The sequence below is a fragment of the Streptomyces tatrensis genome, from assembly GCF_049310065.1.
Lineage (GTDB): Bacteria > Actinomycetota > Actinomycetes > Streptomycetales > Streptomycetaceae > Streptomyces.
Genome location: NZ_JBMDLB010000008.1, coordinates 13,055 through 33,203, shown reverse-complemented (window position 1 = coordinate 33,203; position 20,149 = coordinate 13,055). Strand labels below are relative to the sequence as shown.

The window sequence follows — 20,149 nt, the reverse complement described above, 5'->3', positions numbered from 1 at the left end:
TCCCCGGGCCTCATCGGTGAGCACACGAAGGCCCGAGCCGGTGCTCCGGCTCGGGCCATTTGCTGTCCGGGGGCCCGACGGCCCCCACCGTAGGGCGACCGTCAGACCGAGGTCTTCACCGGCTCGGACTCCTCGGGCTGCCCACTCTCGTGGTTCTTGACCTTCTTCCCGAGCAGGATGAAGAACAGGACGAGCCCCACCGTCAGGACGATGTGCCCCAACCCTCCGACCAGGGAGAAGAGTTCGGGTACCTCGTTGCCGAGCACGGTCTGGGTGCCCCGGTAGAACATGCTCAGGCAGGTGATCGTGAGGCCGGTGTTGTAGATCCAGAAGAAGTAGTCGAACTGCTTGGTCCCGGACAGCCTGAACACCTTGTCGAGACCAAGAACTATGAGGAAGACCAGCATGCCCAGCGCGAGCAAGTGGGTGTGGAGGACGCCGAGCTGGGTCTCGCCCTCGAACTCGTTGATCTTGGTCAACTCGCGGTAGTACAACCCGGAGAGTGTTCCGATAATCATATAAACATGCGCCGCGACGTATGACTTACGCATCCCCGTGCCCCACTCCCTGCTGATCCAATCGCGCCCTAACGGTGGCCATTGAAGCACCTCGCGTAGCCTGTTCGGTGGAATCAGAAGGATCACTCGAGCCCGATTCGAGTGACATTCCACGGCCTCTCTGGCGCCACCACTCCGATGTGGAGTATTGGTCCGCTAACTCGCCGCCCGCACCCCCTCGGCGTCCGCGACGACCTCGCCGGCCGCCGCGATCCAGGAGTCGAGCTGTTCCGGTGTCGTGGACGGGTCGGCCACCAGCTCGGACAGGGCATCGTCCTGGTAGTTCGCCGTAGAGACGGCCGGGCAGCGGTGACAGGCGTCCACACCCGTCTGACGCCACCACTGGCACTGGTTGCGCAGGTGGCACCGGGGAACCGCGCGGGTCTGCTCCTTGGCCGGGACGCGCAGGACCCGCTCGACCAAGGTGCAGTCGTCGCCCCGCCGGTTGGCGCAGTCCGAGACGCAGTGCGATGCGAAGCGCAGGACCCGGGTGGGGGAGACCCCCGCCGGGATCGACCCCAGGACATCGGCCGCGGGCACGGGGTCGGCGAGGTACGTGACCTGGCCGCCCGGGCCGGAGCGCACGCCGAGGACGACGGACTCGGGCGCGTGCGCATCGCCGCTCGGACACCAGGAGGGTGTGGACGCGTCGGTTCCCACGGTGCTCACCTCCCGGTCAGCCCTGAGCGGCGGAGAGATCGGCCGGCGCGTCGGCAGCGACGACACGGCCGACCACGCCGCCGATCGGGTCGCCGCTCTGGAGCTGATCCTGGGCGATGGCCTGCTGCAGGCCGGCCTGCAGCTGCTCGGCGGACGTGATGCGTTCGGCCTTGGCGGGGGCGGCGGCCGCCGGAGCGGCGGCGCCGATGGCGATGGCGGCCGCGATGGCGGCGGCCGCGCCGGTGGCAGTGAGTCGGGTGTGCTTCATGAAGCCTCTCCTGGGTCGAGGTCCCGGACGTGACGTCCCTGGCTCGAGCGCACCCTAGGAAGCACGGGCCCGCGCGGACAGGCAGTTGGCGGCGGCAGTTGAGTTCCGCCGGTCCGCCGGCCCGGTCATTCCGCCGGTCCGCGGGCCCGGTCATTCCTCCGGTCCCCGGCCCGGTCATTCCTCGCCGGTCAGCCAGCCCCTCGCGACGGCTCGGGTGCCGGCCTGGAACCGGCTGCGGGCATCCAGCAGCTCCATCAGGTCGGCGGCGATGCGCCGGGCGGTGCGCGGCGAGACGCCCAGCCGTTTGGCGACGGCCTCGTCGGTCGCCCCCTGGCCGAGCATCCGAAGGGCCTCGGCCTCCTGGGGGGTCAGACCGCGCTGGTCGCGGTCCCGGTCACGGCCGGGCGTACCGAGCGGGGCACCGTTCTCCCAGATGGATTCGAAGAGCGCGCAGAGCGCGGTCAGGGTCCCGTTGGCGGTCAGCTCCAGGGCCCCGGCGGCACTGTTCTCGCTCTCGGTGGGCACGATCGCCACGCTCCGGTCCATGATCATGAGCCGGATCGGCAGCGAGGTCGCGGTGCGTACCTCGCCGCCCAGTTCCGAGAGCCATTTGGCGTACGCCACGGTGGCCGGGCTGTTGCGCACGCTGTCGAGGTAGAGGGTGCGCATCCTGACACCCCGGCCCAGCAGTTCCTGGTCCTGGGGCTTGGCGGCCTCCATGCTGGCGGCGCTCTGGGCACCGCCGGGGGCGAGGGTCATCACCTCGGTCCGGACCGCCCGTACCAGGACGTGGATGCGGTCGCGGATCTCCTCGATCCCGTCCAGCCGCTTCACGTCGGCCAGGACCTTGCGGGGCCGGCTGGCCGCGTAGTCGGCGGCCAGTTGCACGGCCGCCACCCTCAGCCGTTCCACCCGCTGCTGTTCGGCCACCAGCCGTTCCTGCTGCCGGGCGATGAGCGCCTGGAGGCCCAGCTCGGGGTCGACCGCACGGAACGCTTGCGGATCGTTCATCGAGGCGCGGATCAGAGCCAGTTCACTGAGCTCGTCGAGCGCCGAACGCAGCTCCTCGTCGGAGATCCCGAGCCGGCTGCGCAGCTCCTCCAAGTCGGCCTGCGGCTGGACGAGTAGGGCTTGGTATACGTTCGCGCAGGCGGTGTCCAGGCCAAGTGCGTCCAACACAGGCGTCTCCCAAACGAGTTGATGGGCCCGTATACAAACACGCCAGGGCGAACGTGAGTACGGCGCAAGCGTTTCATGTCGCAGGAATGGCCGGGCACGCCGTGCACGAGCGCCGAGGTGGCCTGTTTATGACCGGGCATACAGCGTCCCCCGGATCTCCTTGTTGGGCGCTGCGGACCCCGCGCAAGCTCGATGGATGCATCTCGTCCATGTGCGCGTCCTCATGCCGGAAGAACGTGAGTGTCCCGAGCCCCAGGACCTCCGGGACCTCCTCCGTGCCCACGCCGCTCCCGAGGAGCGGGTCGACCACGTCAGCGTCCATCCGGGCGAGGAGGGACTCGTGACGGTCGGCCTCTTCGTCACCTCCGACTCGCTGGTCTCGGCGGAGATCGTGGCGCTGGCCGTCGCCGAGCGCGTGGTGGGCGGTGAAGCGGCTCTGCGGGGGGCGCGGATCGTCAGCTGCTCCGGCGCGCTGGTGCCCGAGTTCTATGACCGGTTCCTCATCGGTGCTGGTGACGATGGACGGATTGTGCGAGTGCAGGATCAGGACACGGGTCAGAGCTAGCGGCAGGCTCGAGTGGCGCGCGAGTCTTGCTCCACCGGCAGGGAGGCGGCCCCGGAAAGCAGGGGCCACAGCCGGACACGGGGCGTCAACCGCGGGACGCCCCCGACCAGCCTCCGGAGCACCACCCGAATGTGCTCGCGATTCCCGCCCCGTGCCACCCGACCCAGGGAGAAGACTGTCGTGTCGATCCGCCTGCCCCTCGCCAAGTTCACCGCGGTCCTCGCTCTTGTCGCCGTCCCGGCCGTCGGTGTCGCCGCAGCCGTCACGGCCGGCTCCCAGGGCCCCTCCGGCAGCCGGACCACGATCTCCTCCGTCGCCGACGGGCCCGTGGCCGGTGACCAGCAGGGCGCTGCTGCCACCCCCACCCCGAGCCCCTCGCAGTCCAAGGACACCACCGGCTGGGACTAGTCCCTGCCCGCAGTCCAAGGACACCACCGGCGGGGAGCAGTCCCCGCCCCCTCAGCAAAGATCCCCGTGCGTCTTCTTCTCCGAACCCGTGGAGGGGTAGTGCTCCTGCCTTACAAGGTGAATCCGTTCGGTTCCCTTCTTCAGCTCTACAGAGCCAAGGAAGGGATGACACAGCAGCAGCTCGCGGACTTCTCCGCGATGAGCGTCCGGGCCATACGGGACCTGGAACGCGGCCGGGCCGAGCGGCCCCGGCGGGACACGGTACGGCTGCTCGCCGAGGCGCTCCGGCTTGACGACCAGCGCCGTGAGGTATTCGAGCGGGCCGCCCGGCCCGCACCCGCCGGGGACCGCGGCGAACTCGTCGACCTCCACCTGGCGAAAGACATGCCCGAGTACGAGTACGCGACCATGCTCCTCGAATCGCTGTCGCTCGACTCGGCGGACGGCGACTGGGCCGACGCGCTCAACGACATGGCCGAGCAGAAATGGCGTCTGGTCGCGGTCGACCGGGGCGTCGCCTTCATGGAACGCCGGCTCGACCGCGTCTGATCCGCGCCCTGCGCACTGTCCGAAAGCTGCCGCCCGCAACTGCCGCTCGTACGGAATTCCAGCAAATAGATTTGCTGTAGAAGGAATTCCGAAAGAATCGAGGGCGCGCCATGTCGCAGCAGCAGCAAGAGCAGGAATACCTGAAGGATTCCGGGAACCAAAGGCTTCCCGGAACTCCGCGGGAACACCTCTCCTCGGAGACCACCCGTACCGTCCTGCGCATTCAGCACCGCATGCTGATGGCAATACGCCAGCATCTCGACGACGCCGGATTCACCGAACTGCACATGCCGATCATCGGCCCGGTGACCGACCCGGGCTGCCGGGGTGCCAAGCAGGTGGACATCGACTACTACGGGCGCCGCTACAAGCTCATGACGAGCGCGATCCTCTACAAGCAGGCTTCCCTGCTCGCGTTCGACAAGATCTTCTGCATCGCCCCGAACGTCCGGCTGGAGCCGCCGGAGACGGCCAGCACCAGCCGGCACCTCGCGGAGTTCCACCAGATCGACGTGGAGGTGGCGGGCTTCACCCGTGAGCAGATCATGGGCGTCGCCCAGGGCATCGTGGTCGCCGCGGTCCGCGAGATCGTCACGACGATGCCGCAGGAGCTGGAGCGCCTCGGCCGGGACGTGGACGCCTTCAAGGACCTTCTGGAGCTGCCGTTCGACGTGACGACGCACGCCGAGGCGGTCAGCCAGGTCGACGGCGACCCGCACGCCGAGATCGACTGGGAGGGCGAGGCGCGGATCTCCTCCAAGGCCACGCGCCCCTTCTTCGTCACCGACTACCCCAAGGGCTCCCGCGGCTTCTACGACCGCGAGAGCCGCGAATACCCCGGCACGCTCCGGAATTTCGACCTACTGGCCCCCGAGGGGTACGGCGAACTCGCCAGCGGCAGCGAGCGGGAATTCGAATACGCCCGCATCGTGACGCGGATGCGCGAGACCGGGGAGAACCCGGCGAAGTACGGGTGGTACCTGGACATGGTCCGTGAGGGAATTCAGGGGAGCTCCGGATTCGGCATCGGATTCGAGCGGCTGACCCGCTACGTCACCGGTGTCCAGTACATCTGGGAGGCCAGCGCGTATCCCAAGATCCCCGGAGTCTTCTCGGCCTGATTGCACCATCTATTTCAGAGGGTTCCACGAGTTCCGCGAGTCCCATGAGGCAGAAAAAGAAAAGGTGGAGTGAAGAAGATGTCGACCGATCGTGACGAGCAGCAGTGGTGGCGGGAGCGGCTTGCCGGACATGCCGAGCAGACCGGGCCGCTGCTGCCCGTCACGGACGCGGACGGTGAACCGGGGTCCGTGGAAGCGGAGCTGGCGCCCGGTACGCCGCAGGGGCTGCGCGCGCTCGCCGCCGCGGCCGGGACGGGTCTGGACGCCGTCCTCATCGCCCTCACCGCCGCCTTCCTCGCCCGCACCGGCCACGCCACGGACCAGCTCGTCGGGATTCCGGCGCCCGGCCACCGGGCGCTGCCCGTACGGCTCGACGTCGCCCCCGGCACCACCCTGCAGGCCCTGGCCGCCCAGGCGGAGGCCGGGGCCGCAGAGGCGTCGGCGCACGCCGGCATCACCCCCGAGGACCTGGCGGAGCTGCTGCCCCTCCAGTCCGCCGGGTACGGGTCGACGGGCCCCCTGGTCCTGCTCGGCGCCGCCGCCGCGCCGGCCGGCGCGGGTCTGGCCATCGCGGTGGACCCCGACCGCGGCCGGCTGGCCCTCCACGCGGCCCCCGGCAGCGTGTCCGCGGCCGAACTCGCCCTGCTGCAAGCCTCCTTCGGCGCCTTCCTCGCGTCCGCCGCGCGATGCAGCGCCGACGCGACCGCCGACCGCCCCGACCTGCTGGACGAGGCGTCGCGCCACACGGTGCTCAACGAGTGGAACGACACCGCCCGTTCCCTGCCCGAGGGCCCCGGCGATGTCGTCGAGGCCTTCGCCCGCCAGGTCCGCCGCGCCCCCGAGGCCGTGGCCCTGCGCACCGACGACGGCCCGGTCGGCTACGCCGAGCTCGACCGCCGCGCCAACCGGCTCGCGCACCGCCTGGCCGGGCTCGGCGTGGGCGCCGAGACCGCCGTCGCCGTGCTGATGGAACGATCTGCCGACCTGGTCGTGGCGCTGCTGGCCGTACTCAAGGCGGGCGGCGCCTACGTGCCGCTGCACGTCACCTACCCCGAGGCCCGGATGCGCTCGGTCATCGAGCAGACCGGCGCGCCCGTACTCCTCACCGACCTCGCCACCACCCCCGGCGACACCTTCGACGGCCTGACCCGCACGCTGGTCGTCGACGCCGACCCCGAGCTCGCGCACTGCCCCACCACCGCGCCCGAGGTCCGTGTCACGCCGGACCGTCTGGCCTACGTCATGTTCACGTCCGGCTCCACGGGCGCCCCCAAGGGCGTGGCCGTCCGCCACCGCGACATCCTCGCGCTCGCCGCCGACCACTGCTGGGACGCCGAGACCCAGGCCCGGGTGCTGGTGCACTCCTCGCACGCCTTCGACGCCGCGACGTACGAGATCTGGGTACCGCTGCTCGGGGGCCACCAGGCCGTGATCGCCCCGGCCGGACAGCTGGACGCCCCACTGCTGCGCCGGATGACCGAGGACCACGGCATCACGAGCCTCTTCCTCACCACCGCGCTCTTCAACCTCGTCGCGGAGGAGGACCCCACGGTCTTCGACTCCGTCCGCCAGGTGTGGAGCGGCGGTGAGGCCTGCTCGCCCGACGCCATCCAGCGCGTCCTCGACCTGTGCCCGCGCACCGACTTCGTGCACGTCTACGGCCCCACCGAGACCACGACCTTCGCGACCTACCTCGCACTGCGCGCCCCGCACCGCGTCGGCGCCACCGTGCCCATCGGCCGCCCCATGGACAACATGCGCACGTACGTCCTCGACGACGCCCTGCGCCCGGTCCCGGCCGGCGTCACCGGTGAGCTCTACATCGCGGGCGAGGGCCTCGCCCGCGGCTACGCGAGCCGTCCCGGGCTGACCGCCGAGCGGTTCGTGGCCTGCCCCTTCGACCCCGGTGCGCGGATGTACCGTACCGGCGACCTGGCCCGCTGGCTGCCCGACGGCACCATCGAGTTCGTCGGCCGGGCCGACCAGCAGGTCAAGATCCGAGGCTTCCGCATCGAGCTGGGCGAGATCGAGGCCGTACTGGCCCGTTTCCCCGGCGTCGGCCTGCGGACCGTGGCCGTTCGCGAGGACCGGCCCGGCGACAAGCGGCTCGTCGCCTACGTAGTTCCGGCCGATGGGGCCACGCTCGACCCGGCCGCCCTGCGCGCGCACGCTGCCGGAGCCCTGCCCGAATACATGGTCCCCTCCGCCTGCGTCGTCCTCGACGCGCTGCCGCTCAACTCCAACGGGAAGGTCGACCGCAAGGCCCTGCCCGAGCCCGTCGCCGAGGCCGTCACCGGGCTGCGAGGCCCGCGCACGCCGGAGGAGGAGGTGCTCTGCGCCCTGTTCGCCCAACTGCTGGGCTACGACCGGGTCGGCATCGACCAGGGCTTCTTCGACCTCGGCGGCAGTTCGCTGAGGGGCATGACCCTGATCAGCCGCATCCGTACCGCCCTGGGCGCCGAGGTGTCCTTCACCACCTTGTTCCGCAATCCCACCGTGGCGGGCCTCGCCGAGGCCCTGCGGGACGGCGCGGCACGGCGCCCGGCCCTGGTCGCTGCCGAGACCCGCCCGGACCCGCTGCCGCTGTCGTACGCGCAGCAGCGCCTGTGGTTCCTGCGGGAGTGGGAGGAAGGCGGCTCGACCTACAACATCCCGCTCGCCCTGCGGCTGCGCGGACCGCTCGACCGGTCGGCCCTGCGGGCCGCGCTCGCCGATGTGGCAGGTCGACACGAGTCCCTGCGCACCCGCTACCCGGCGCCGGCCGGTGAGCCGTACCAGCACACGGACCCGACCGGCACGATCGAGCTGCACCACGCCCGGGTGCCCGAGGACGGCCTCGACGCGCTCGTACGGGAGGCGGCCGCGCACGTCTTCGACCTCGCGGCCGACCTCCCCCTGCACGCCGAGCTGCTGGAACTGGCCGAGGACGACCACGTGCTGGTCCTCGTGCTGCACCACATCGCGGGCGACGGCTGGTCGCTGGCCCCCCTCAGCCGTGATCTCGGCACCGCCTACGCGGCGCGCACGGCGGGGGAGCGGCCGCAGTGGGCCCCGTTGCCCGTGCAGTACGCGGACTACACGCTGTGGCAGCGGGAGCTGCTGGGCGCCGAGACGGACGAGGAGAGTCTCGCCGCCCGCCAGCTGGCCTACTGGAGCCGTCAGCTGGCCGGGGCCCCGGAAGAGCTGGAGCTCCCGGTCGACCGGCCGCGACCGCCGGTCGCCTCGCACCGCGGCGAGGTCGTCACCGCGCTCGCCGGCCCGGAGCTGCACGCCGGGCTGACCGCCCTGGCCCGGCAGACGGGCACCACGCTGTTCATGGTCCTGCACGCGGCCGTGGCCACGCTGCTGTCACGGCTCGGTGCGGGTACGGACATCCCGCTGGGGACGGCGGTGGCCGGGCGCGGCGACGAGGCGCTGGACGACCTCGTCGGCTTCTTCGTCAACACGCTGGTGCTGCGGACGGACGTGTCGGGTGATCCGACGTTCCGGGAGCTGCTGGGCCGGGTGCGGTCGGCGGACCTGGATGCGTACGCCCATCAGGAGCTGCCCTTCGAGCGCGTGGTGGAGGCGCTGAACCCGGCCCGCTCGGCCGCCCGCCACCCGCTGTTCCAGAACATGATCGTCCTGCAGAACAACATCGACGGCATCTACGAGTTCACCGGCACCACCTCCGAGCACCACCCGCTGGAGAAGCGTGCCGCCAAGTTCGACCTCACCTTCTTCGTGGAGGAGGCGGACGGCGGGCTGCGCTGGGACGTGGAGTACGCGACCGACCTGTACGACCGGCCGACCGTGGAGTCGATGACCGGACGCCTCCTGCGGCTCCTGGCGGCCGTCGTCGCCGACCCGGACGTTCCGGTGGCGGGCATCGGTCTGTTGGAGCCGGCCGAGGAGCGTCGGGCTCTGGAGGAGTGGAGTGGTGCGTCTGCCGGGCGGGAGGACGGGCGGTCGGTGCAGGCCGTGTTCGAGGAGCGGGTGGGCGTCGATGGTGACGCGATCGCGCTGGTGCAGGGGGCTGAGCGGGTTTCGTTCGCGGAGTTGAATGCCCGCGCCAACCGTCTGGCGCGTCATCTGGTGGCTGCCGGTGTGGGGCGTGGCGAGGTCGTCGGCGTGTACCTGCCGCGCTCCGTGGAGCTGGTCGTTTCGCTGCTCGCGGTGTTGAAGGCGGGCGCCGCGTACACGCTGCTGGATCCGGCGTTCCCGGTGGAGCGGCTCACGGCCGTGGTCGAGGACGCAGGGGTTGCGGTCGTCGTTTCGCGGCGGGAGCAGGCCCGGGAGTTGGGCGCGCTGGCCCGGTACGTGCTGCTGGACGGCGATCGGGAGGCCATCGAGCTGCTGGACGGCTCAGACCTCACACTGCCGTGCGGGGCGTGGGATGCCGCCTGCGTGATGTTCACCTCCGGATCGACCGGACGCCCCAAGGGCGTGGTGGCCCCGCACCGGGCCCTGGTGTCGACGTTCGTGGGACCCGACTACTTGGAGTTCCGCCCGGACGACGTGTACTTGCAGTCGTCCCCGGTGTCATGGGACGCCTTCGCGCTGGAGGTGTTCTCGGCGCTGTTCCACGGCGGCCGCTCGGTCCTCCCCGTGAGCCCGCGGACCGACCTGGACGAGATGGCGCAGCTCGTCGCCGACCACGGGGTGACCGTGCTCCAGCTGTCGGCGAGCCTCTTCAACGTCCTGGTCGACGACCGCCCGGAGGTCTTCGCCGGCCTGCGGACGGTGATGACCGCTGGTGAGGCGGCGTCCGTGGCGCATGTGGCCCGGGCCCGTCATCTTCACCCGCGGCTGCGGATCCTCAACGGTTACGGCCCGGTGGAGTCGATGGGCTTCACCACCTCCTTCGCCGTGGCGGAGGAGGAGGACCTGAGCGCTCGGTCGATCCCGATCGGCTCGCCGCTCGCCGGCAAGCGGGCCTACGTGCTGGACGGTCTGCTGCGCCCGGTCCCGGTGGGCGTTCCCGGCGAGCTGTACGTGGCCGGCTCGGGCCTGGCCCGCGGCTACGCGGGCCGCCCCGGGCTGACGGCCGAGCGGTTCGTGGCCTCCCCCTTCGACCCCGGTACGCGGATGTACCGTACCGGCGACCTGGCGCGTTGGCGGGCGGACGGTGAGCTGGAGTTCATCGGCCGCGGGGACGACCAGGTCAAGATCCGAGGGTTCCGCATCGAGCCCCGTGAGGTCGAGGCCGTCGTCGCGCGTTTCCCGGCGGTGCTGCAGACCACCGTCATGGCCCGCGAGGACCGGCCCGGCGACAAACGCCTCGTCGCCTACGCCGTCCCGGCCGACGGAGCAGTGGTCGACCCGGCCGCCCTGCGGGACTTCGTCGCCCGGATGCTTCCCGAGTACATGGTCCCGGCGGCCTTCGTACTCCTCGACGCGCTCCCGCTGACCGCCAACGGCAAGCTGGACCGACGGGCCCTGCCCGCCCCGGTGACCGGCGCCCCGGCAGGCCGCGGGCCGCGCACCCCCGAGGAGGAAGTGCTCTGCGGGCTGTTCGCCGAAGTCCTCGGTGTCTCGCGGGTCGGTGTGGACGACAGCTTCTTCTCCCTCGGCGGGCACTCCCTGCTCGTCACCCGGCTGATCAGCCGGATCCGCTCGGCGCTCGGCGCCGAGGTCGGCATCCGTACGCTCTTCGCGACGCCGACCGTCGCGGGACTTGCCGCTGGTCTCCGCAAGGACTCCGAGCGCCGGCCCGCCCTCGTCCGCGCCGCGACCCGACCGGACCCGGTACCGCTGTCGTACGCGCAGCAGCGGCTGTGGTTCCTGCGGGAGTGGGAGGAAGGCGGCTCGACCTACAACATCCCGCTCGCCCTGCGGCTGCGCGGGCCCCTCGACCACGACGCGCTGCGCGCCGCGCTCACCGACGTCGCCCTGCGCCACGAGGCGCTGCGCACCACCATCCCGTCCGTGCACGGCGAACCGCGCCAGCACATCGTGGCCGACCCCGAGATCCCGCTGCGGATCCGCCCGTGCACCGAGGACGAGCTGCGGGCACGCGCCGATCGGGCCGGTGAGCACGAGTTCGACCTGGCCGTCGAACTGCCCTTCCGCGCCGAACTGCTGGAGCTGGGCGCGCAGGACCACGTCCTGGTCCTGATCATCCACCACATCGCCGGCGACGGCTGGTCCATGGCCCCGCTCAGCCGTGACCTCAGCGTCGCCTACGCGTCCCGGGCCGCGGGCCGTGCCCCGGAATGGGCCCCGTTGCCCGTGCAGTACGCGGACTACACGCTGTGGCAGCGCGAGCTGCTCGGCGACCAGCGTGACGAGCAGAGCCTGGCACTGCGCCAGCTGCACTACTGGAACACGGCCCTGGCCGGCGTCCCGGAGGAGCTCGAACTGCCCATGGACCGGGCGCGGCCGCCGGTCGCCTCGCACCGCGGCGAACTGGTCACCACTCTCGTGGGCCCGGAGCTGCACGCCGGGCTGACCGCCCTGGCCCGGGAGACCGGGACGACGCTGTTCATGGTCCTCCAGGCGGCCCTCGCCGCCCTGTACTCGCGGCTCGGTGCGGGTACGGACATCCCGCTGGGGACGGCGGTGGCCGGGCGCGGCGACGAGGCGCTGGACGACCTCGTCGGCTTCTTCGTCAACACGCTGGTGCTGCGGACCGACGTGTCGGGTGATCCGACGTTCCGGGAGCTGCTGGGCCGGGTACGGGCTGCCGACCTGGATGCGTACGCCCATCAGGAGCTGCCCTTCGAACGGGTCGTGGAGGCGCTGAACCCGGTGCGTTCCACCGCCCGCCACCCGCTCTTCCAGACCATGATCGTCTTGCAGAGCAATGCCGCCTCCGCCCTGGACCTGCCCGGTGTGACGGCCACGCGCTACCCGCTCGACCATCGCATCGCCAAGTTCGACCTCACCTTCTTCGTCGAGGAGCTGGTGGGCGCCGTCGGCGCGGAGGGCGGGTTGCGCTGGGACGTGGAGTTCGCGACCGACCTGTACGACCGGTCGACGGTCGAGTCGGTGGTCGGACGGCTGGTGCGGCTACTGGAGGCCCTGGTCGCGGATCCGGATGTCCGGGTGGCGGGCATCGGTCTGTTGGAGCCGGCCGAGGAGCGTCGGGCTCTGGAGGAGTGGAGCGGTGCGTCTGCCGGTCGGGTGGACGGGCGGTCGGTGCAGGCCGTGTTCGAGGAGCGGGTGGGCGTCGATGGTGACGCGATCGCGCTGGTGCAGGGGGCTGAGCGGGTTTCGTTCGCGGAGTTGAATGCCCGCGCCAACCGGCTGGCGCGCCATCTGATGGCGACCGGCGTGCGGCGCGGTGAGGTCGTCGGTGTGTATCTGCCGCGTTCGGTGGAGCTCGTGGTGTCGCTGCTCGCGGTGTTGAAGGCGGGCGCCGCGTACACGCTGCTGGATCCGGCGTTCCCGGTGGAGCGGCTCACGGCCGTGGTCGAGGACGCAGGGGTCGGGGTCGTCGTATCGCGGCGGGAGCAGGCCCGGGAGTTGGGCGCGCTGGCCCGGTACGTGCTGCTGGACGGCGATCGGGAGGCCATCGAGCTGCTGGACGGCTCAGACCTCGGGCTGTCGTGCGGGGCGCGGGATGCCGCCTGTGTGATGTTCACGTCGGGCTCGACGGGACGCCCCAAGGGTGTGGTGGCTCCTCACCGGGCTCTGGTGTCGACGTTCGTGGGACCCGATTATCTGGAGTTCCGTGCGGACGACGTGTACTTGCAGTCGTCCCCGGTGTCATGGGACGCCTTCGCGCTGGAGGTGTTCTCGGCACTGTTCCACGGCGGCCGTTCCGTTCTTCCGGTCGGGCAGCGCACGGACCTGGAGGAGATGGCGCAGCTGGTGACGGAGCACGGGGTGAGCGTGCTCCAGCTGTCGGCGAGCCTCTTCAACGTCCTGGTCGATGACCGGCCCACCCTGTTCTCGGGCCTGCGGACGGTGATGACCGCCGGTGAGGCGGCGTCCGTGGCACACGTGGCCCGGGCCCGTCATCTCCACCCGCACCTGCGGATCCTCAACGGTTACGGCCCGGTGGAGTCGATGGGCTTCACCACCTCGTTCACCGTGGCGGACGTCGATCTGGGTGCTCCGTCGATCCCGATCGGCTCGCCGCTCGCCGGCAAGCGGGCCTACGTGCTGGACGGTCTGCTGCGCCCGGTCCCGGTGGGCGTTCCCGGTGAGCTCTACGTGGCCGGCTCAGGTCTGGCCCGCGGGTACGCGGGCCGCCCCGGGCTGACCGCGGAGCGGTTCGTGGCCTGCCCCTTCGCCCCCGGTGCGCGGATGTACCGCACCGGCGACCTGGCGCGTTGGCGGGCGGACGGTGAGCTGGAGTTCATCGGCCGCGGGGACGACCAGGTCAAGATCCGAGGGTTCCGTATCGAACCGCGCGAGGTCGAGGCCGTCGTCGCGCGTTTCCCGGCGGTGCTGCAGACCACCGTCATGGCGCGTGAGGACCGGCCCGGAGACAAACGCCTCGTCGCCTACGCCGTCCCGGTCGAGGGCGGGTCGCTCGACCCCGAGGAGCTGCGCCGCTTCCTGGGCCGCGCCCTGCCCGAGTACATGGTCCCGGCGGCCGTGGTCGTCCTGGACGCGCTTCCGCTGACCCCCAACGGCAAGCTGGACCGGCGGGCCCTGCCCGAACCCCTCGTCGGCGGCACCGCCGCGGGCCGCGGGCCGCGCACCCCCGAGGAGGAAGTGCTCTGCGGGCTGTTCGCCGAGGTCCTCGGCATCTCGCGGGTCGGCGCCGAGGAGAACTTCTTCGACATCGGCGGCCATTCCCTGTCCGCCACCCGGCTGATCAGCCGGATCCGCTCGGCGCTCGGCGCCGAAGTCGGACTGCGTGACCTGTTCGCCTTCCCGACCGCCGCCGGCCTTGCCGCCGGACTCGCTCCGCGCCCCGGGGGCCGCCCGGTGCCGACCGCGGCGGCGGTCCGCCCCGACCCGCTGCCGCTGTCGTACGCGCAGCAGCGGCTGTGGTTCCTGCGGGAGTGGGAGGAAGGCGGCTCGACCTACAACATCCCGCTCGCCCTGCGGCTGCGCGGACCGCTCGACCTGGCCGCGCTCGGCGCGGCCCTGGACGATGTGGCCGCCCGCCACGAGGCACTGCGCACGGTCTTCCCGGCCGAGGGCGGCGTACCGCGGCAGCACATCGTCGAGGACGCCCGGATCCCGCTGACCGCGACCGAGACCCCCGCCGACGCGCTGGACGTCCGGATCGCGCAGGCCGCCGCCTACCCCTTCGACCTGGCCACCGAACTGCCCTTCCGCGCCGAGCTGCTGGTGCTCGGCGAGGAGGACCACGTCCTGGTCTTGGTCCTGCACCACATCGCCGGCGACGGCTGGTCCATGGCCCCCCTCGCCCGCGACCTGTCCACGGCCTACGCCTCCCGGACCGCCTGGCACGCCCCCGGCTGGTCGCCGCTGCCGATGCAGTACGCGGACTACGCGCTGTGGCAGCGGGAGCTGCTCGGCGCCGAGGACGACGAGGAGTCCCTGGGCGCGCGCCAGCTCGCCCACTGGACCGAGGCCCTCGCGGGGCTGCCGGAGGAGCTGGAGCTGCCGGTGGACCGGCCGCGACCGACGGTGCCCAGCGGACGGGCGGAGGCGGTGTCGGCGTGGATTCCCGCGGAGTTGCACGCGCGGTTGTCGGGTCTGGCCCGGGAGACCGGGACGACGTTGTTCATGGTCCTTCAGGCGGCCCTCGCGACGCTGTACTCGCGTCTGGGGGCGGGTACGGACATTCCACTGGGCACCGCGATCGCGGGGCGTACGGATGAGGCGCTGGACGATCTGGTCGGGTTCTTCGTCAACACGCTGGTGCTGCGGACGGACGTGTCGGGTGATCCGACGTTCCGGGAGTTGCTGGGCCGGGTGCGTACGGCGGATCTGGATGCGTACGCGCATCAGGAGCTGCCCTTCGAACGGGTCGTGGAGGCGCTGAACCCGGTGCGTTCCACCGCCCGCCACCCCCTCTTCCAGACCATGATCGTCCTGCAGAACACCGAGGACGGCGTCTACGAACTGGCCGGCACCCGCACCGAGGTCCACCCGATCGAACACCACGCGGCCAAGTTCGACCTCACGCTCGGACTCGCCGAGAACTTCGACGAACAGGGCCGTCAGGCCGGCATCGGCGCCGAGTTCGAGTACGCCACCGACCTCTTCGACCGCGGGACCGTCGAGGCCATGAGCCGCGGCTTCCTGCGCCTGCTCGAGGCCGTCACCGCGGCACCCGACCAGTCCGTCGGCCGCGCCGAACTGCTCGACCCCGACGAGCTCGACCGCATCCTCACCGAGTGGAGCGCCGCCGTCCCCGCCGAACTGTGGCAGGACCTGGCGGAAGCGGGCACCCGCAACACCCGGACCGCCTACCTCCTCGACGATGCGCTGCGGCCGGTCCCGGCCGGGGTGCTCGGCGAGGTCTACCTGGCGACCGCCGCACCCGCGGCGGCCCCGGCCGGGGCGGGCGACCGCTACGTGGCCAACCCCTACGGCGGCTCCGGAACGGTCATGTACCGCACCGGACGGCTCGGCCGCTGGCATGCGGACGGCCGTCTCGACCTGGGCGTTCCCGCCACCACCGTCGATGAGGCGCCCGACACGGAGGCCCCCGGCACCGAGGCCCCCCGCAGCCGGGCACCGCGCAACCCGGCCGAAGAGGTCCTGTGCGTCCTGTTCGCCGAGGCGCTCGGGATACCCCGGGTCGGCGTGGACGACAACTTCTTCGCCCTCGGCGGCTATTCGCTGATGGCGACCCGGCTGACCAGCCGGATCCGCTCGGTGCTGGGCGCCGAGGTCGGCATCCGCACCCTCTTCGCCAACCCGACCGTGGCCGGCCTGGCCGAAGCCCTGCGGGACGGCGACGCCCGCCGCCCGGCCCTGACCGCCGCCGGAACCCGGCCGGACCCGCTGCCGCTGTCGTACGCGCAGCAGCGCCTGTGGTTCCTGCGCGAGTGGGAGGAGGCCGGAGCCACGTACAACATCCCGCTGACGCTGCGGCTGCGCGGCGCGCTCGACGCGCAGGCCCTGCAGGCCGCACTGGACGACGTCGTGGCCCGCCACGAGGCGCTGCGCACGGTCTTCCCGGCCGAGGGCGGGGTACCGCGGCAGCACATCGTCCAGGACGCCCGGATCCCGCTGCACGTGGCGGCCTGCCCGCCGGTGGAGATGACCGGACACCTGGTCCGTGCCGCCCGCTACCCCTTCGACCTGGCCACGGAACTGCCGGTCCGCGCCACCCTGCTGAACATCGGCAAGGACCACCACATCCTTGCCCTGGTCCTGCACCACATCGCCGGCGACGGCTGGTCGGTCGCCCCGCTGGCCCGCGACCTGGCCACCGCCTACGCGGCGCGTACGGCCGGGAAGGCGCCGCGATGGTCGCCGCTGCCGGTGCAGTACGCGGACTACGCACTGTGGCAGCGGGAGCTGCTCGGGTCCGAGGACGACGAGCAGAGCCTGGCCGCCCGCCAACTGGCCTACTGGAAGCAGCAGCTCGCCGGGCTGCCGGAGGAGCTGGAGCTGCCCGCGGACCGACCGCGGCCGGCCGTCTCCAGCGGCCGGGCCCAGGGAGTCCGCGCCTCGGTCCCCGCGGAGTTGCACGCGCGGTTGTCGGGTCTGGCCCGGGAGACCGGTACGACGTTGTTCATGGTCCTTCAGGCGGCCCTCGCGACGCTGTACTCGCGGCTGGGGGCGGGTACGGACATTGCGCTGGGTACCGCGATCGCGGGGCGTACGGACGAGGCGCTGGACGATCTGGTCGGGTTCTTCGTCAACACGCTGGTGCTGCGGACGGACGTGTCGGGTGATCCGACGTTCCGGGAGCTGCTGGGCCGGGTGCGTACGGCGGATCTGGATGCGTACGCGCATCAGGAGCTGCCCTTCGAACGGGTCGTGGAGGCGCTGAACCCGGTGCGTTCCACCGCCCGCCACCCCCTCTTCCAGACCATGCTGCTGCTCAAGAACGGCACCGGCGGCGCCCTGAGCCTGCCCGGCCTGGAGGCCTCGGAGCACCAGCTCGACCTGCACGTCGCCGAGTTCGACCTGCTCTTCGGCGTCGAGGAGGCGTTCACCGCGGACGGCGAGCCCGCAGGACTCGGCTGGAACATCGAGTACGACACCGACCTCTTCGACGCGCACACCGTCGAGCGGATGGCCGAACACCTGGTGCGGCTGCTGACGGCCCTCGCCGTCGCACCGGACGCCCCCATCGGACGGGCCGAAATCCTCGGCGCCGAGGAGCGCAGCCGCATCCTCGGTGAGTGGAGCGGCCGTCCCGTCGTGGAAGCCGGCCGCGGAGCCGCGGCCGGGCAGCCCGTGCACGCCTTCTTCGAGGAGCAGGCCCGCATCCGGCCGCAGGCCACCGCCCTGGTCCTGAACGACGAGCGGCTCGGCTTCCGCGAGCTCGACACCCGGGCCGACGCCCTGGCCCGGGAGCTGATCCGGCAGGGTGCCGGGCCGGAGGAGCGGGTCGCCGTCCTGCTCAAGCGGTCCGTGGAGTCGGTGGTCGCGGTGCTCGCGATCCTCAAGGCCGGCGCCGTCTACATACCCGTCGACTCCGGCCTCCCCGCCGACCGGATCGGCTACATCCTCGGCGACGCGGCCCCCCGGCTCGTACTGACGTCCTCGGACATCGACCCGCAGCTGTACGCGGGGAGTTCGCGAGCCCTGCTGCTGGACCGGTGGGCGCCCGCACCGCAGGGCGCGTACGAGGCGGCCGCCATCACGGCGGACGGGCACCGCGGCACCGCGCTGCGGCCCGAGAACCCGGCCTACCTGCTCTACACGTCGGGCTCCACCGGCCGTCCCAAGGGCGTCGCGGTCGAGCACCGGGCGCTGACGAACCTCTTCCACAGCCACCAGGAGACGCTCTTCGCCGAGCACCTCGCGGCCACCGGCCGGGAGGCGGCGACGGTCGCCGTCACCGCGCCGCTGTCCTTCGACGCCTCCTGGATGGGGCTGCTCGCCCTGTTCGCCGGCCACGAGCTGCACCTGCTGGACGACGAGACCCGGCGCGACCCGGCGGCGATGGTCCGCTACACCGGCCGGCACGGCGTGGACTTCCTGGACACCACCCCCACGTACGGGCTGGAAATGCTGGAGCACGGCCTGCTCTCCACCCCCGAACTCACCCCGCGCACCCTCACCTTCGGCGGCGAGGCGATCCCGGAACCGCTGTGGCGCCGGCTGCTGGACGAACCCGCCACCACGGCCCACAACTTCTACGGGCCGACGGAGTGCACGGTCGAGACGCTCACCACCCGGCTGGAGGCGACCGACACCCCGGTGATCGGGCGGCCCATCGCGAATGCCCGGGTGTACGTCCTGGACGAGGCGCTGCGACCGGTGCCCGCCGGTGTCACCGGCGAGCTATACATCGCCGGCGACGGACTGGCCCGCGGCTATGCGGGGCGGCCCGCGCTGACCGCGGAACGGTTCGTGGCCTGGCCGTACGGCAACGGCGAGCGCATGTACCGGTCCGGGGACCTGGCCCGGTGGCGGGTCGACGGCAGCCTGGAGTTCTGCGGCCGCGTCGACGACCAGGTCAAGATCCGCGGCTTCCGGATCGAACCGGGGGAGATCGAGGCGGTTCTCGCCAGGCACCCCGGGGTGGACCACGGCGCGGTCGTGGTCCGAGAGGACCGGCCCGGGGACAAGAGGCTCGTCGCCTACCTGGTCCCGGCCGCCGACGGCGGGGCGGACCCGGCACAGCTGCGCCGGTTCATGGCCGCCGCACTGCCCGAGTACATGGTCCCGGCGGCCTTCGTCCCGCTCGCGGTGCTGCCGGTGACCTCCAACGGGAAGCTGGACCGGCGGGCGCTTCCGGTGCCCGAGTACGGCGGTCAGGGCCGGGCCGCGCAGACCCCGACCGAACTCGCCCTGTCGGCGGTCTTCGCCGAGGTGCTCGATGTGCCGCGGGTCGCCGTGGACGACAGCTTCTTCGACCTCGGAGGGCATTCGTTCCTGGCCACCCGGGCGGTGAGCCGGATCCGGGCAGAACTCCCCGACGTCCTGGCGGAACTGAACGTGCAGGCCTTCTTCCAGACGCCGACGGTGGCCGGGCTCGCGGCCCGCGCCGCGGACGGCGGCGTGAGCGCCGGCCCCGACCTGCTGGTGCCGCTGAGCTCCCGCGGCAGCCGCACGCCGCTGTTCTGCGTCCACCCGGTCACCGGACTGAGCTGGTGCTACGCCGGCCTCGCCGGGGCACTGGAGGACCGGCCGGTCTACGGGCTGAACGTGGACCGCGACCCGCAGGGCCGGCACCCCGATCTGACCGCCCTGGCCGACGCCTACCTGGCGCGGATCCGGGCGGTCCAGCCCACCGGGCCCTACCACCTGCTGGGCTGGTCGCTGGGTGGCAACATCGCCCACGCGATGGCCTGCCGGCTGCAGGAACAGGGGGAGCGGGTCGAGCTGCTGGCGCTGCTCGACTCCTACCCGATGGGCCGCGGCAGCGGGGACGGCGGAGCCGCCTTCTCCCCGCGGGAGATCTCCGGATTCCTGGGCCGCGAGGGCGCGGAGGGCGCGGGCGCCGCACTGGAGCCCGCGTTCGTCGCCTCCCTGGCCGAGGCCGCCGCCCACACCGTCGCCCTCGTGGAGGACGCCGGGCCGGGCCGGTTCACCGGAGACCTGCTGCACTTCACGGCCACCTCCGGTCGTGAGCCCGGCGCCCCGGTCCCGGCGGACTGGGGCCCGTACCTCACCGGGCGCGTCGCCGCCCACGACATCGACTGCGAGCACCTGGACATGACGAGGCCGGCTCCACTGGCCGCTGTCGCCGAGGTCCTCGCCCGCGACCCCCGTTTCACGTGAAGGACCCCCGCACGCGAACCGCACCCGCACCTGCACGCGAACCGCACCCGCACCCACGCCAGACGCCAAGGCCTGTTCA

At 72.1% G+C, this 20,149-nt stretch carries 9 protein-coding genes; 5 read left to right on the top strand and 4 right to left on the bottom strand.

The annotated features are described in order from the left end of the window. Window positions 1-101: 101 nt before the first annotated feature. The 4 genes from ACODT5_RS14540 to ACODT5_RS14525 all read right to left on the bottom strand — a co-directional run bounded on the left by ACODT5_RS14540 (window position 102) and on the right by ACODT5_RS14525 (window position 2,664). On the bottom strand, window positions 102-551 hold the full coding sequence (locus ACODT5_RS14540; RefSeq protein ID WP_422519692.1) for a DUF2871 domain-containing protein: 450 nt from the start codon (window positions 549-551) through the stop codon (window positions 102-104). A gap of 162 nt (window positions 552-713) precedes the next feature. Then, window positions 714-1,217: a hypothetical protein gene (locus ACODT5_RS14535; protein WP_422519691.1), complete on the bottom strand. Its 504-nt coding sequence runs from the start codon at window positions 1,215-1,217 to the stop codon at window positions 714-716. Between the two features lie 16 nt (window positions 1,218-1,233). After that, window positions 1,234-1,485, bottom strand: coding sequence for a hypothetical protein (locus tag ACODT5_RS14530; protein ID WP_422519690.1), 252 nt, complete (start codon window positions 1,483-1,485; stop codon window positions 1,234-1,236). A gap of 174 nt (window positions 1,486-1,659) precedes the next feature. Beyond that, entirely contained in the window at window positions 1,660-2,664 is a 1,005-nt protein-coding gene (locus tag ACODT5_RS14525; protein WP_422519689.1) for a helix-turn-helix domain-containing protein, read from the bottom strand. Window positions 2,665-2,860: 196 nt separating this feature from the next. Here ACODT5_RS14525 and ACODT5_RS14520 point away from each other — a divergent pair, with 196 nt between their 5' ends. The 5 genes from ACODT5_RS14520 (at window position 2,861) to ACODT5_RS14500 (ending at window position 20,070) form a co-directional block, all read left to right on the top strand. Continuing rightward, complete coding sequence (locus ACODT5_RS14520; protein ID WP_422519688.1) at window positions 2,861-3,229, top strand: hypothetical protein; 369 nt, start codon at window positions 2,861-2,863, stop codon at window positions 3,227-3,229. Between the two features lie 180 nt (window positions 3,230-3,409). After that, window positions 3,410-3,637, top strand: coding sequence for a hypothetical protein (locus ACODT5_RS14515; protein WP_422519687.1), 228 nt, complete (start codon window positions 3,410-3,412; stop codon window positions 3,635-3,637). A gap of 66 nt (window positions 3,638-3,703) precedes the next feature. Beyond that, the gene (locus tag ACODT5_RS14510; protein WP_422519686.1) at window positions 3,704-4,186 is read left to right on the top strand and encodes a helix-turn-helix domain-containing protein; all 483 of its coding nucleotides are present in this window, start codon (window positions 3,704-3,706) and stop codon (window positions 4,184-4,186) included. 110 nt (window positions 4,187-4,296) lie between these two features. Then, window positions 4,297-5,307 (top strand): asparagine synthetase A, encoded by a 1,011-nt coding sequence (locus ACODT5_RS14505; protein ID WP_422519685.1) that lies wholly within the window; start codon window positions 4,297-4,299, stop codon window positions 5,305-5,307. A gap of 78 nt (window positions 5,308-5,385) precedes the next feature. Next, window positions 5,386-20,070, top strand: coding sequence for a non-ribosomal peptide synthetase (locus tag ACODT5_RS14500; protein ID WP_422519684.1), 14,685 nt, complete (start codon window positions 5,386-5,388; stop codon window positions 20,068-20,070). The last annotated feature ends 79 nt before the right edge of the window (window positions 20,071-20,149 follow it).

Coding starts and splice junctions, on each gene's coding strand:
- ACODT5_RS14540 (WP_422519692.1), bottom strand. CDS start 551: ATGCGTAAGTCATACGTCGCGGCGCATGTTTATATGATTATCGGAACA.
- ACODT5_RS14530 (WP_422519690.1), bottom strand. CDS start 1,485: ATGAAGCACACCCGACTCACTGCCACCGGCGCGGCCGCCGCCATCGCG.
- ACODT5_RS14520 (WP_422519688.1), top strand. CDS start 2,861: ATGCATCTCGTCCATGTGCGCGTCCTCATGCCGGAAGAACGTGAGTGT.
- ACODT5_RS14505 (WP_422519685.1), top strand. CDS start 4,297: ATGTCGCAGCAGCAGCAAGAGCAGGAATACCTGAAGGATTCCGGGAAC.
- ACODT5_RS14500 (WP_422519684.1), top strand. CDS start 5,386: ATGTCGACCGATCGTGACGAGCAGCAGTGGTGGCGGGAGCGGCTTGCC.